Source organism: Leifsonia sp. RCC_180, from assembly GCF_058138205.1.
In genome coordinates this window covers 3,241,483-3,255,155 of the sequence record NZ_CP200340.1, presented here as the reverse complement: position 1 = coordinate 3,255,155, position 13,673 = coordinate 3,241,483, and the positions used below count along the sequence as shown (strand labels likewise).

The 13,673-nt window shown below is 70.9% G+C and carries 11 protein-coding genes; 8 read left to right on the top strand and 3 right to left on the bottom strand.

Features of this window, described 5'->3' with window-relative positions; translation table 11 throughout:
- The first annotated feature begins 105 nt into the window (after window positions 1–105).
- From nirB to AB7E03_RS16050, 7 genes are all read left to right on the top strand, one after another.
- Entirely contained in the window at window positions 106–2,688 is a 2,583-nt protein-coding gene (nirB, locus tag AB7E03_RS16080) for a nitrite reductase large subunit NirB (RefSeq protein WP_489942343.1), read from the top strand.
- Complete coding sequence (gene cobA, locus AB7E03_RS16075; protein ID WP_489942342.1) at window positions 2,685–3,464, top strand: uroporphyrinogen-III C-methyltransferase; 780 nt, start codon at window positions 2,685–2,687, stop codon at window positions 3,462–3,464. Before nirB ends, cobA begins: the two co-directional genes overlap by 4 nt.
- A 1-nt stretch (window position 3,465) precedes the next feature.
- On the top strand, window positions 3,466–4,596 hold the full coding sequence (locus AB7E03_RS16070; RefSeq protein WP_489942341.1) for a uroporphyrinogen-III synthase: 1,131 nt from the start codon (window positions 3,466–3,468) through the stop codon (window positions 4,594–4,596).
- 153 nt (window positions 4,597–4,749) lie between these two features.
- Window positions 4,750–5,151, top strand: coding sequence for a hypothetical protein (locus tag AB7E03_RS16065; RefSeq protein WP_489942340.1), 402 nt, complete (start codon window positions 4,750–4,752; stop codon window positions 5,149–5,151).
- A complete protein-coding gene (locus AB7E03_RS16060; protein WP_489942339.1) occupies window positions 5,148–6,377 on the top strand; it encodes a hypothetical protein in 1,230 nt (409 codons plus the stop codon). The genes AB7E03_RS16065 and AB7E03_RS16060 overlap by 4 nt, the downstream gene beginning before the upstream one ends.
- Before the next feature lie 22 nt (window positions 6,378–6,399).
- Window positions 6,400–6,756 (top strand): hypothetical protein, encoded by a 357-nt coding sequence (locus tag AB7E03_RS16055; protein WP_441783441.1) that lies wholly within the window; start codon window positions 6,400–6,402, stop codon window positions 6,754–6,756.
- Window positions 6,753–7,103, top strand: coding sequence for a hypothetical protein (locus AB7E03_RS16050; RefSeq protein ID WP_489942338.1), 351 nt, complete (start codon window positions 6,753–6,755; stop codon window positions 7,101–7,103). The genes AB7E03_RS16055 and AB7E03_RS16050 overlap by 4 nt, the downstream gene beginning before the upstream one ends.
- A gap of 1 nt (window position 7,104) precedes the next feature.
- On the opposite strand, the gene AB7E03_RS16045 is transcribed toward AB7E03_RS16050, so the two are convergent.
- Genes AB7E03_RS16045 through AB7E03_RS16035 form a run of 3 tightly spaced genes read right to left on the bottom strand, consistent with a single transcriptional unit; the run spans window position 7,105 to window position 12,217 of the window.
- Window positions 7,105–8,697 carry an FAD-dependent oxidoreductase gene (locus AB7E03_RS16045; RefSeq protein WP_489942337.1) on the bottom strand — a complete coding sequence of 531 codons (1,593 nt, stop codon included), beginning with the start codon at window positions 8,695–8,697 and terminating at the stop codon, window positions 7,105–7,107.
- A complete protein-coding gene (locus AB7E03_RS16040) occupies window positions 8,694–10,793 on the bottom strand; it encodes a molybdopterin oxidoreductase family protein (protein WP_489942336.1) in 2,100 nt (699 codons plus the stop codon). Before AB7E03_RS16040 ends, AB7E03_RS16045 begins: the two co-directional genes overlap by 4 nt.
- Before the next feature lie 14 nt (window positions 10,794–10,807).
- Window positions 10,808–12,217, bottom strand: coding sequence for an MFS transporter (locus AB7E03_RS16035; protein WP_489942335.1), 1,410 nt, complete (start codon window positions 12,215–12,217; stop codon window positions 10,808–10,810).
- Between the two features lie 220 nt (window positions 12,218–12,437).
- Between AB7E03_RS16035 and AB7E03_RS16030 the strand changes: the two genes are divergently transcribed.
- On the top strand, window positions 12,438–13,673 hold the full coding sequence (locus tag AB7E03_RS16030) for a molybdopterin molybdotransferase MoeA (RefSeq protein ID WP_489942334.1): 1,236 nt from the start codon (window positions 12,438–12,440) through the stop codon (window positions 13,671–13,673).

Genomic DNA, 13,673 nt, shown 5'->3' with positions numbered 1-13,673 from the left:
CCGACGAAATTCGGGGGAAACCGCGCGCCCGTACGCTCGAAAGGCACCGGGCGGGAGCCTCCCGCCGGTGCGGCGGCAGCCGCCACACTCCCGGAAGGGGCCCGCATGACGACCGGACGAACAGTGATCGTAGGGGGCGGGCCGGCCGCGCACCGCCTCGTGGATGCGCTGGTGTCGCGCGGCGGCGGGGACCGCTCCCTCATAGTGCTGGCCGAGGAGTCCTACCTCCCCTATGACCGGGTGCAGCTGAGCAAGCGCCTGGCCGACGGGACCATCGACCTGACCCTGGAGCCCGCGACGCACTGGGAGGACGCGGCCGTGGAGCTGCGCGTCGGCGAGGCCGCGACGGCGATCGACACCGCGGCCCGGACGGTTACCACGTCCACCGGGGCCGTGATCGGCTATGACGACCTCGTGCTCGCCACCGGCTCGTCGGCGCCCGTCCCCGAGATCCCGGGAGCGCACGCCAGCCGCGTCTACCGCACGATCGACGACGTGGATGCGCTGGTCGCCGAGGTCGCCGACCTGCGCGAGACCCTCGGCCGCGCACCGCGCGTCGCCGTCGCCGGCGGCGGTCTGCTCGGGCTGGAGGCGGCTGGAGGTGTCGCAGCGCTCGGGGCGGAAGCGGTCATTATCCACTCGGGCGGCTGGCTGATGTCGGCCCAGCTCGACGAGGGCGCTGGGCAGGCGCTCGGCCGGCTCATCCGGTCGCGCGGAATCGACCTGCACCTCGGCACGCGACCCCGCGAGATCCTGCTCGACGACGACGGCCGCCCCACCGCCGTGCGCTGCGCGGACGGGCGGACCGTTCCCGCCGACATCGTCGTGTTCTCGATCGGCATCCGCGCACGCGACGAGCTCGCCCGCGACGCGGGCATCGTGACGGTGGAACGTGGGGGCGTGGTGGTCGACGAGGCGTGCCGCACCTCCGACCCCTCGGTCTGGGCGATCGGCGAGGTCGCGGCCATCGACGGCCGGACGGTCGGCCTCGTGGCCCCGGCGAATGCCATGGCCGAGACGGTCGCCGACCGCCTCCTCGGCGGCGACGCCACCTTCACGACCGTCGACGACGCGACCAAGCTGAAGCTGTCCGGCGTGGATGTGGCGAGCTTCGGCGACGCCTTCGCCCGCGAGCCCGGAGCGCTGGAGATCGTCTACGCCGACCCGGCGCGGGGCCTCTACCAGAAGCTCGTGGTGAGCGACGACGCGAAGACGCTGCTCGGCGGGGTCTTCGTCGGCGACGCCTCCCCGTACTCGAGCCTGCGGCCCCTGCTCGGCCGCTCGCTCGATGCGGAACCGGCCGCCTACCTCTCCGCGGCCGGCGCCGAGCCGCCGGCGGGCGGGGCACTGCCCGACGACGCCCTCGTCTGCTCCTGCAACAACGTGACCTCGGGAACCGTGCGCACGGCCGTCGAGGACGGCTGCCACGACCTCGGCGAGCTGAGGGCGTGCACCCGCGCGGGCACGCAGTGCGGATCGTGCGTGCCGCTGGTGAAGAAGATCCTCGAATCCGAGCTCACCCGCTCCGGTGCGACGGTCTCCCGCGCGCTGTGCGAGCACTTCGATCTTTCCCGGCAGGAGCTGTTCGAGTCCATCCGCGTTCTCGAGCTGACCAGCTGGGAGGACACGGTCACCCGGCTCGGCCGCGGGCGGGGCTGCGACATCTGCAAGCCGGCCGTCGGCTCCATCCTGGCGAGCCAGCACAACGGGTACCCGCTCGACGGCGGGCGGGGCCAGCTGCAGGACACCAACGACCGTGCCCTCGCCAACATGCAGAAGGACGGCACCTACTCGGTCGTGCCACGCATCCCAGGCGGCGAGATCACGCCGCAGAAGCTCGCCGTGATCGCCCAGGTCGCCACCGACTTCGGCCTGTACACGAAGATCACCGGCGGCCAGCGCATCGACATGTTCGGCGCGCGGCTGGAGCAGCTGCCCGAGATCTGGAAGGTCCTGGTGGAGGCCGGCTTCGAGTCCGGCCAGGCGTACGGCAAGGCGCTGCGGAACGTGAAGAGCTGCGTCGGCTCGACCTGGTGCCGCTTCGGCGTCCAGGACGCGGTGGGCATGGCGGTCGACCTGGAGCTCCGCTACCGAGGCCTCCGCGCCCCGCACAAGTTCAAGTTCGGCGTCTCGGGATGCGCGCGCGAGTGCGCAGAAGCCCGCGGCAAGGACGTCGGCGTGATCGCCACCGACAAGGGATGGAACCTGTACGTCGGCGGCAACGGCGGCTTCCAGCCGGCGCATGCCCAGCTCCTCGCATCCGACCTCGACGACGAGACCCTGGTGCGCTACATCGACCGCTATCTCATGTACTACATCCGCACCGCCGACCGTCTGCAGCGCACGGCGCGGTGGATGGAGGAGCTCGATGGCGGTGTCGACCACGTCCGCGAGGTGGTGGTCGAGGATTCGCTGGGTCTCGCTGACGAGCTGGAGGCCGCGATGGCGAAGCACATCGACACCTACGAGGACGAGTGGGCGGCCACGCTGCGAGACCCGGAGCGGCTGCGCCGGTTCCGCTCGTTCGTGAACGAGCCGGGCACCCCCGACCCGTCGATCGCCCGGGTCGAAGAGCGGGGCCAGCTGCGTCCGGCGACCGCGGAGGAACGGGCGGCGGGCGCTGTGCTGGTGGCCGGGACGACCATCCCGGTCCGTGTGGCTGCCGCGACCGAAGGAGGTGCTTCATGACTGCTCGCACCGGTACGGTGACGCTCGTCGGTGGAGGGCCCGGCGACCCCGAGCTCCTCACCGTCGCCGCCGTCCGCGCCCTGGCGAAGGCCGACGTGGTGCTGTTCGACCGGCTCGCCCCGCACGAGACCCTCGCCGAGCTGGCGCCGCACGCCCGCCTGATCGACGTGGGGAAGCGGCCCGGTCACCACCCGATCCCGCAGGACGAGATCGAACGCATCCTCGTCGCCCACGCGCTGGAGGGGTCTGAGGTCGTTCGGCTGAAGGGCGGCGACCCGTTCGTGTTCGGCCGCGGCGGCGAGGAGGTGGAGGCGTGCCGCAGGGCGGGGGTTCCGGTCCGCGTCATTCCGGGCGTGACGAGCGCCATCTCTGTTCCGGCAGCCGCCGGCATCCCCGTCACCCATCGGAACACCAGCAGGATGTTCACGGTCGTCTCCGGGCACGCGCCGCTCTCCCCCGCCGAACTGGAGCACCTGGCGGGCCTCGGAGGAACCATCGTCATTCTCATGGGCATCACCAACCTGCCCTCCATCACGGCCGGTCTCGCCCGCTTCGGGATGGACCCGGGCATGCCGGTCGCGGTGATCGAGCAGGGATATTCCTCGCGGCAGCGGTCGACGTTCGGGAGCCTCTCCACGATCCTCACGGAGTCGGTCCGGGCGGGCGTCGGCTCGCCGGCCGTCGTCGTGATCGGCGAGGTCGTGCGCCTCGCCCGCGGCGGGGACGCGGATGCCGCAGCGGCCCTCAGCGATGCCGCCACGGTGACGGGACCCTGAGATGAGCGACGAGCGCCCCGGCGTCGCGGCGTTCCGGCCGGACCAGCTGGCCGGCTTCCGGATCGGCGTCACCAGCGACCGCCGCTCCGCCGACCTCATCGACGCCTTCGAGCGCCGCGGCGCGAGCGTGCTGCATGCGCCGACCGTCCACATGCAGCACGCGGACGACGACGCCCCGGTCATCGCGGACACCGAACGCATCATCGCGGCAGCGCCCCACGTGCTCCTGGCGACCACGAGCTACGGGATGCGCCGCTGGTTCGAGGTCGCCGACTCCGCCGGTCTCGGCGAGGGCCTGCAGCGCGTGCTCGCCGAGTCGACGATCCTCGTCCGCGGCCCCAAGGCGCGCGGTGCCGTCCGGGCCGCCGGGCTCGACGACGCCGGGATGAGCGACGAGGAGACCACCGCATCCCTCGTGGGGAAGGTGATCGCCGAGTACCCCGCAGGCATCACCGTGGCCGTGCAGCTGCACGGCCAGACCGACGAGGAGCAGCTGCAACGGCTGCGCGACGCCGGCAACCGGGTCATCACGGTGGCGCCGTACTCGTGGTCGGTCGCCGAGCACAGCGACGAACGCGTCATCCGGCTCGTCGACGCGATCGCCTCCCGCCAGCTCGACTGCGTGACCTTCACCAGCGCGCCGGCGGTCGACGGACTCTTCGTCGCGGCCCTCGCCCGCAACCGCTACCGCGAGGTGGTGGATGCGCTCTCAGGCGACGTGGTCGCCGCGGGCGTCGGACCGGTCACGGTCGCCCCGCTGGTCGCGGCCGGGATCACGCCGCTCCAGCCCGACCGGTTCCGGATGGGCGCGCTCATCCGGCTGGTCTGCGAGCACCTGGAGGCCCGGTCGACCCGGCGCGTCTCCACCCGGCACGGCGACGTCGAGCTGCGCGGCAGCCTCGCCATCGTCGGCGGCACCCCGGTGCGCCTCACGCCGACCTCGCTGTCGCTGTTCCGTGCGCTGGTCGCGGCGAACGGCGCCGTCGTCTCCCGCAGGGAACTCTCCTTCGCGCTCGCAGAGGAGTACGACGAGCACGCGATGGAGGTATCGCTCAGCCGGCTGCGCCAGAGCCTCGGAACGCCGGGGCTGGTCGCGACCGTCGTGAAGCGCGGATACCGCCTGGACGTCTGAGCGGCTGGCGTTCGCCCCCTGGGCTCGCCGAGCTCCAGCACGCCCGGCCGATCTATTGCGGACACCGACGCCGAGTTGGCTCCCGCGCTGGGATACCGTACCGGAACATGACATTGCTCAAGCAAAGATGGGCGGCATAACGGTGAGCAGCGAGTGCGCCTGTTAAGCGAAAACGTCCGCAAGAGGCTGTTCCCGAGCCTCGGCGTCGCCGTTGCGATCGTTGTGGCGTTGACGTCGTGTTCGATATTTGGAGATGGTGCATTGGGTCAACAGGACACAACGGCGACAAACCTCGCGAACCAGAGGGAGGCGGCGCTGAAATTCATAAGCGGCTGGCCCGAGACGGAACGGATCAAGTTCCTTCAGGAGGGCATCACCGACCCTGGAGGCGATTGGGCGGCGTACTCGGTGATCACCATTCACGGTAAGGACTACCACGAGCACTTAGGGCCACATGAGTTAGGCGGAGATCCCCTGCCCAGCCCCGACCCCAGCCCGGCACCTTCACAAGTCACCGTCATCTTCAGCGATGGATCGTCGGAGGCGTTGGGATGACCACGGCGGAAGAGTACGGAAGCATCGCGCGGGCGGCGTACAAGGCGGATCCCCTGTGGAGAAACCCGCCGTATGCTTCAGGGCAGCGGTTCCACCCCGACGGCAAACCCGGGCAGCTTTTCGAGGTTGTTCCGCCGCCGCCGGTGAGTGATCCAGTGACGGGTTTTCAGGCGATCACCGTCGCGCCGGTGGTGAACGGCAAGCCGGACTATTCGCAGGTGTACATCTCGTACGCGGGGACCAATCCGGGTCACCACGCGGATATCAGTGCCGATGCGCAGATCGTGGTCGGCGGTCAGATCGCGGCGGGAACGCAGGCCGCTCAGGCGTTGGCGTACGCGAAGAAGGTGATGGCCAAGTATCCAAAGGCGGACTTCGGGACTGTCGGGCATTCGCTGGGCGGTTACCTGGCGGAGTACGTGTCCGGCAAACTGCATGTTCCTTCCACAACCTTCAACGGTCCGGATGCCTGGGACTCGCTCTCGGATGAGGACAAGAAGTGGTACCGCGCTGAGGTCGCCGCGGGCAGGAAACCATGGTCGAGATACGTGAACGAGTGGGACCTGATCGGCAACCTCTTAGGAGACCCGAGCGGCTCGGCCATCTACGTGAAAGGCAAGCCCGGGCAGGCATTCTTCGACTATCACAACATTCCGACGGCCTTCGGCTTCGATCCCAAGGACGGCTCCGTAATCGGAGCGGGCGTCAAGGGCCGGAGCCTTGAGGCAATCAGTGAAAACGTCCTGAGTGGGCTGCCGGAAAGTGTCCGCATCTACGTGGCTCCGCTGCTGACGGGCGGGCTGGCACTGCTCCGAAATCCGGCAGTCGGGGCCGTGGCCGGGATGTTGGGCTCCGGGCTGACGGTGATGATGGACACGTTGGCGGCGTCCTCTATGGCGGCGAACTTCATCCAGCTGGAGGAACCGTTGCGGTCAATCAAAGCGGTCAACAGCGGCCTGATCCCACAGATGGAGCAGGGTTTGCGTGAGGCAAAGACCGCGGTGGCGATGATTCCGTTCATCACCGAGGCGGACATTGAAAACTGTGCGGCCATCAACCGGCTGCAGGTGCATCACAACATCGACCAGAACGCCGTCGACGCCGTCAACCGACGGGTGGATGAGCACCTGGACACCGTCCACAAGCTAGCGGTCGGCATCGCCTCTGCCGCCCAGAACGCCCTCGCGCAGGACAAGCAATGGGCGTCCACTTATAGCGGGCTCTAGATCCGCAGAAAGAAGACATGGCATGCCAGACTTCGGCTCGAACGAAGCCAACCTCGCCTACCTCATCCAGCAATTCGGGAGCGGTCTGCATGACCTCGCCGACGGAGTGCACGACGGGATCGCTGCCCTGATCCACCACGAGGCGGTGGGAATGTTGAACTCGGTCCTGCCGCCCCTCGTCCACGCCAAGAACACGCTGGTCCGAACCGGAGGCTGGGTTCCGGTGGAAGCCCACACGATAGAGATCGGCGGGCGACTGGCCGGAGTAACGGTCAGCAACGCCATCCTGTCCGGCCTGGTACAGAAAAAGGTCGAGGAAGGCGTCGGCACGATCACTGCCAACCTCGACTACACCCACGGAGTGAACACCATCACATGACCACTTACAGCAGTCTCGGCGAGCTCGAGGAGGCTCAGGACGACGCCACTCGAGCAGCGCGGGAGCGAATCGAGCACGCCGAGGAATTCGTCGACCACTACCGCACCCAGATGCGGCGCATGCAAGAAGACTTCTACCACCTCGCCGCCCGGGAAGGCGTCGCAGACGATCCCGGATTCTCGCAACAGCTCCAACGTGTCACCGAACGGACCGACGAAGAAGTACGCAGCGCCGCCCGGGTCATCGCCGGATTCGAAGAAGACCTCGAAACCATGACCAGCCGACACACCCGAGAACGCGAAGACCACCTCCAACAACAGCGCACGAACAGCGACCACTCGCGCTGAGTTACTTCGGTACCGCCTGGGCGGCCGCCAGCAGGCTCGCGATGCGCCCCTTGCAGCCGCCGCACCCCGTGCCGGCGCGTGTCTCGCGGCCGACAGCATCCACCGTGTCGCACCCGGATGCCGCCGCCTCGCCGATCCGGCCGGCCGTGACGCCGTTGCACCAGCAGACCGTTGCCGCGGGCCCCAGAGGGTCCTCGGCTGGGGCGCTTCCGGAATCCGCCGCATCCAGTCTCAGCAGAGCGGACGGCTCGGCGGGCAGTGCCGCACCACGCTCGAACAGGAGGGTCAGCTCGGCGCCCGCGTGCGGGAGCCCCACCGAGACGAAGCCCGTGAGCGCACCATCCTGGACCACGGCCTTCAGGTAGGCGGCCCGGGCAGGGTCGAGCCAGACCGTCACGTCGGAGTCCGCGTCCCACGGCTCGGCCGTGTGGTTCCCGCCCGCGACGACGTCGATGCCGGTCGCCTTCAGCATCACGGCGGCCGGTCGTTCCCGCAGCGCCACCGCGGCGTCGTGCCCGGCCGCGCCTCCGGCCGACTCCGCGCGGAAGCGGCGGGCGAGCGCGCCCGCCTGACGCCATCCCGGGCCGATGAGTCCGCTCGGCGCCCCCGCGACCCGGCCGTCCGCGTCCGCTTCGTCCGGCGACGCCACCTGTGCGCAGTCGCCGATGGCGAACACGTCAGGGTCGGTCCAGGAGCGCAGCTCCTCGTCGACGAGGATGCCGGCGGAGCAGGCGATCCCCGCCGCGAGCGCGAGCTCCACCCGCGCACCCACGCCGCAGGACAACACGAGCAGGTCGCCGGGGATGTACGTGCCGTCCGCGCATCCCACGCCGTCGAACACGCGTCCGCCGTCGTGGTCGCGGAAGCCGATGCTCTCGGCCCGCGCGTGCGCGGCCATTCCCACGCCCCGCGTCCGGGCGGCACGGCTGAGCATCCGGCCGCCGGGCTCGTCCAGGTTGCGGGCCATCGGCGCCGCACCGTGGTGGACGACGACGACCTCGGCCCCGTGCTCGGCGGCGAGAAGGGCGAACTCCATCCCGAGCACCCCAGCGCCGAGCACCACGATCGTGCCGCCCGTGGCGACGACCGGTGCGACCGCCGCGGCGTCGCCTAGGTCGCGCAGGGCGACGACGCCGGACGGGAGCGGACGAGCGCCCTGGTCGAGCGCGGGCGTGGGCGCCGCTGAACGGTCACGGCGGGTGCTCTGCAAGCCGTCGAGAGTCGGGATGTTGGCGCGCGCACCCGTCGCGAGCACCAGCCGGTCGTACGGCAGCTCGCCGCCTCCCTCGCTGCTGTCTCCTTCGACGAGGACCCGCTGCCGGTCGCGGTCGATCGCCACCGCCACATCGCCCAGCCGGATGTCGACCCCTGCAGCCCGCGCCGCGTCGGTATCCGTCACGTCCAGCCGGTCGCGAGCCGCCGCGCCGACGGCGTACTCGGCGACCAGCACCCGGTTGTACGCGTCCTCGCGCTCGGCTCCAACCACCGTCAGGCTCGCTTCCCCGGCGGCGACCGCGGGGAGCAGCTCCTCCACGAAACGCGCGCCGACCGGCCCGTAGCCGACCAGCACGACGCGCAGCGGTCTCCCGTTCATGCCGCCTCCTCCTGGTGCGCCCGCTCGACCGTCACGGCCGTGCGCTTGAACTCGGGCATCGCCGAGACCGGATCGACGGCCGCCTCAGTGAGCAGGTTCGCGCACTGACGCCCGGCGAAGTGGAAGGGCAGGAAGACGGTGTCGATCCGCATCCCGCCGGTGAGCTGTGCGCGGGCCACGACCTCGCCGCGCACGTTGTGGACGCGCACCGGGTCGCCGTCCGCGATCCCCAACCGCGCGGCGGTCGCCGGGTGCAGTTCGGCACGCACCTCGGGCTGGGCGGACAGGAGTTCGGGCACCCGCCGCGTCTGCGCTCCGGACTGGTAGTGCTCCAGCAGGCGCCCGGTGATCAGCGTCAGCTCTCCCGGCCCGCGGCCGGTGTCGAGTTCCCGTGCCCGCACGGGGACCAGCCGCGCGCGTCCGTCATCGTGACCGAAGCGGTCGAGGAACAGCCGGGGTGTCCCGCTGGAGCCCGCCGGATACGGCCAGTGGGCGGCCTCGCCTGCTGCGAGCTGCGCATCCAGCAGGGCATGGCTCAACCCGGAGTAGTCGGCGATCCCGCCGGCCGATGCCCGCGCGAGCTCATCGAAGACCTCCGCGGGGTCGGTGGGCCACGCTGAGGGGGCGTCGAGTCTGCGGGCGAGGTCGGCGAGGATGTCGAGCTCGCTCCGCACACCCGGCGGCGGGTCGAGCGCCCGCCGCCTGCGCAGCACGCGCCCCTCGAGGCTCGTCATCGTGCCCTCCTCCTCCGCCCACTGCGTCACCGGCAGCACCACATCGGCGAGCTCGGCCGTCTCGGACAGCACGAAGTCGCAGACGACCAGCAGGTCGAGAGCCTGCAGACCGGTGCGGATCGCACCTGCGTCGGGACCCGAGACCACGACGTTCGCTCCGTGCACGAGTAGGGCCCTCACGCCGCCCGCCCGACCGAGCATCCCGAGCAGCTCCACCGCCGGGACACCGGGGCCGGGGAGCGTGCCGGGGTCGACTCCCCAGACCGCGGCGACCGCGGCGCGCGCCTCCGGATCCGCGATCTTTCGGTAGCCGGGCAGCTGGTCGCACTTCTGGCCGTGCTCCCGGCCGCCCTGCCCGTTGCCCTGGCCGGTCAGCGTCCCGTAACCCGATCCCGGCCGGCCGGGCAGCCCCAGCACGAGCGCGAGGTTGATGGCGGCGGTCGCCGTGTCGGTGCCGTCGACGTGCTGCTCCACGCCGCGCCCCGTCAGGATGTACGTGCCGCGCCCGCGCGCCAAGCGGCGGGCGACTTCCCGCAGCTCTCCGACCGGGACACCGGTGTGCTCCTGCACGCGCTCCGGCCACCAGGCGGCGACGCTGCGGCGCACCGCGTCGAAGCCCGTCGCCCGCTGCTCCAGGTAGGCGGTGTCGGCGAGCCCCTCGGCCAGCACGACGTGGGTGAGTCCGAGCAGCAGCGCCAGGTCGGTCCCCGGGGCGGGTTGCAGGTGGATGCCGGCCCCCTCGGCCGTGAGCTGCGCGGTCTGCGAGCGGCGAGGGTCGACCACGACCAGACCCCCGGCCGCGCGGGCCCCCGCCAGGTGGCCGAGGAACGGCGGCATGGTGGCGGCGACGTTCGACCCGAGAAGCAGGATGGTGTCGGCGTCATCGAGGTCTGTCACCGGGAACGGCATCCCGCGGTCCACCCCGAACGCCCGGTTGCCGGCCGCCGCCGCGGAGGCCATGCAGAACCGGCCGTTGTAGTCGATGCGGGAGGTACCGAGGGCGAGCCGGGCGAACTTGCCGAGCAGGTACGCCTTCTCGTTGGTGAGTCCGCCGCCGCCGAAGACTCCGACCGCGTCCGCGCCGTCCTCCCGGCGGATGGCCGTCAACGTGCCGGCCACCAGCTCAAGAGCTTCATCCCAGCTCGCCGGCCGCAGCTCGCCCTCACGGCGGATCAGCGGTGTGGTCAGCCGCCCGGACGTCGCCAGCACCTCCGCCGACGTCCACCCCTTCTTGCAGAGCCCGCCGCGGTTCGTCGGGAACTGGCGTCCCGTGACCGCGACGGGCGTCGGCCCGCCCGGGGTGGGGGTCAGCGTCATCGCGCACTGAAGGGCGCAGTACGGGCAGTGCGTGTCGGTGGGCATCCGGGCGATCCCTGCTAGATCCGGACCCCGCGGCGACGACCGTGCACCGCGACACCGACGGTGACGGCGAGCAACACGACGTATGCCGCGACGAACCACATGAGGCCCGTCTCGTAGCCGCCGGTGGACGTCTTCGACAGTCCGAGCACCTGTGGGATGACGAAGCCTCCGTAGGCGCCGAACGCGGACACGATCCCGAGGGCCGCTGCCGCCGTCCGCTGCGCCGAGACGTCGCCCGCCGAGCTGTGGCCGTCGGCCGCGCCGGCACGGAGCGCGAACAGGGTGGGGATCATCCGGTAGGTCGCCCCGTTGCCGGCGCCGCTGGCCACGAACAGCACGAGGAAGAACGCGAGGAACAGCCAGAAATTGTCGAGCGGCAGCGTGAGCACCACGGCGAGCGCGCCCAGGGCCATCACCACGAAGGCGGCGATCGTGATCGCGCTGCCGCCGAAGCGGTCGGCCAGCCGGCCACCGAACGGCCGGGCCAGGGAGCCGACGAGGGCGCCGAGGAAGGCGAGGGAGAGTGTCGCCCCGGCGACGGGGAAGGAACTGAACGACGGGAACTGGTCGGCGATGAGCTTCGGGAAGACGCCGGAGAAGCCGATGAACGACCCGAACGTCCCGATGTAGAGGAGCGCCATCAGCCACAGCTCCGGGGCACGGAGGGCGGCCAGCGATGCCTTCAGGTCGGAGCGGGCGTTGGACAGGTTGTCCATGCGCCGCCACGCGCCGACGATGGCCACGATGATCAGCGGCACCCAGATCAGCCCGGCGAGGGGCAGCTGGAGGGTCGCGCCGGCTCCGATGGTGATGACGATCGGCACGGCGAACTGCGCGACGGCTGCGCCCAGGTTGCCGCCTGCCGCGTTCAGGCCGAGCGCCCATCCCTTCTTCCGCTGCGGGTAGAAGAAGGTGATGTTCGCCATCGAGCTGGCGAAGTTCCCGCCGCCGAGGCCGGCGAGGGCGGCCACCAGCAGCATCACGCCGAACGGAGTCTGCGGATTGGCCACGCAGATCGCGAGCCCGATGGCGGGGATGAGCAGCAGCGCCGCGGAGATCATCGTCCAGTTGCGGCCGCCGAACTTCGGCACCATGAACGTGTACGGGAAGCGCAGGGTCGCGCCCACCAGGCTCGGCATCGAGATCAGCCAGAACGTCTGCGCGGTGTCGAACGTGAATCCCGCCGCGGGCAGCGAGACGACGACGATCGACCACAGCTGCCAGACGACGAAGCCGAGGAACTCGGCGAAGATCGACCAGCGCAGGTTCCGTTGCGCTATGGCGGCGCCGCCCTGCTGCCACTGGACCGGATCCTCGGCGTTCCAGCCCTCGATCCACCTCCCGGGGCGATGGACGAGTTCGGAGGTGGCGGTCGACGTGCCGGCGGTGCCGGGCGCGGACGGGGCGGAGACGGTGCTGGTCATCGTGGACCTCCTGCGGGATGGAGCCGGTGAATGAGGTGGTGCCCCCACGCTAGGAACACCGTGTTTCGGCGGGACACGCGCGACGTGAAAGGGGCGTAACGAACACCTCTCGTATGGTCAGCGGCCGTGTGAGGGAAACGTAATCCGCGGTGACGCAACGGCAACGGCGCGGTCACGGCGGCGGCCTAGCGTGGGCTCATCGACACCTGAGGAGGTGGGGATGGACCAGCTCGCCTGCACCGTCGCCGAGTACCGTGCTGCCGTCGTCGCCCTGGTGCGGCCGCTGCCGATCGAGCATGTTGCTCTGATCGACGGCGGCGGCCGGGTCACCGCGACGGATATGGCCGCCCTGCAGCCCGCGCCGCTGTTCGACAACTCGGCGATGGATGGATACGCCGTCCGGTCCGCGGACGTCGCGGGCGCCACCCCGTCGCATCCTGCGCGGCTGACCGTGGTGGATCGGGTGCCGGCCGGGCACCGCCGCGCGCATCCTCTCGGCCCGGGAGAAGCGGTGCGAATCATGACCGGCGCGCCCGTTCCCGAGGGGGCCGACCTGGTCATCCCGGTCGAGCTCTCGACGGCCGGCCGGTTCACCGACGACCAGACCGTCGAGGTGTGGCCGCCCGCCAAGCCGAATATCCGGTGGGCGGGGGAAGACGTGTCGGCCGGAGAGGCGCTTCTCCCGCAGGGCACGACGCTGACGGCACGGGCCCTCGCGCTTCTGGCGGCCACCGGTCACTGGACGGTCGCCGTCCGCCGGCGCCCGCGCGTTGCCGTGCTGTCCTCCGGCGACGAGCTGAGCGACGGCCTGACCGGCTGCTCCGACCCGTCGGCGGGGACCATCCCTGACTCCAACGCCGTGTACCTCTGCGCCGCCGTGCGTGCCGTGGGCGGGGAGATCACGGGCATCTATAGGGCGGGCGATGCTCGCGGAGCGGTCGACGCCGCCCTCGACGAGGCCTGCCGTGACGTCGATCTGATCGTGTCCACCGGTGGCCTCGGCGCGGGGACGCACGACATCCTCGGGCACACGATCGCCGGCTCACCCGGCGGCCTGCTGACCCGTGTCGCCATGCGCCCGGGCAGACCGCAGGCGCACGGCAGTTGGAACGGAGTCCCGTGGATCGCCCTCCCCGGCACGCCGACCGCTGCGTTCGTGTCGTTCGAGGCGTTCGTGCGACCGGCTCTCGAGCGGCTGTCCGGCATCCTTCACCCCCAGGCGCTCCTGGCGGAGACGGTGTCGACGGGATGGTCCGGTTCGGCAGGGACGGTCCGCTTCGTCCCGCTGGCGGTCACCCAGCGCGCCGACGGGGTGACGGTCGCGCCCGCCGACGAGCCCGCCCACGCCGCACACGCCCTTTCAGCGATGTTCACGGCGCCGCTCATCGGGGTCGTCGCCGCTGAAATCGGCGACGTGCTCGCCGGTCAGCTGCTCCCCGTGATCGAGCCGGCCTGA

Coding starts and splice junctions, on each gene's coding strand:
- AB7E03_RS16060 (WP_489942339.1), top strand. CDS start 5,148: ATGACCACGGCGGAAGAGTACGGAAGCATCGCGCGGGCGGCGTACAAG.
- AB7E03_RS16050 (WP_489942338.1), top strand. CDS start 6,753: ATGACCACTTACAGCAGTCTCGGCGAGCTCGAGGAGGCTCAGGACGAC.
- AB7E03_RS16055 (WP_441783441.1), top strand. CDS start 6,400: ATGCCAGACTTCGGCTCGAACGAAGCCAACCTCGCCTACCTCATCCAG.
- AB7E03_RS16070 (WP_489942341.1), top strand. CDS start 3,466: ATGAGCGACGAGCGCCCCGGCGTCGCGGCGTTCCGGCCGGACCAGCTG.
- cobA (WP_489942342.1), top strand. CDS start 2,685: ATGACTGCTCGCACCGGTACGGTGACGCTCGTCGGTGGAGGGCCCGGC.
- AB7E03_RS16040 (WP_489942336.1), bottom strand. CDS start 10,793: ATGCCCACCGACACGCACTGCCCGTACTGCGCCCTTCAGTGCGCGATG.
- AB7E03_RS16045 (WP_489942337.1), bottom strand. CDS start 8,697: ATGAACGGGAGACCGCTGCGCGTCGTGCTGGTCGGCTACGGGCCGGTC.
- AB7E03_RS16035 (WP_489942335.1), bottom strand. CDS start 12,217: ATGACCAGCACCGTCTCCGCCCCGTCCGCGCCCGGCACCGCCGGCACG.
- nirB (WP_489942343.1), top strand. CDS start 106: ATGACGACCGGACGAACAGTGATCGTAGGGGGCGGGCCGGCCGCGCAC.
- AB7E03_RS16030 (WP_489942334.1), top strand. CDS start 12,438: ATGGACCAGCTCGCCTGCACCGTCGCCGAGTACCGTGCTGCCGTCGTC.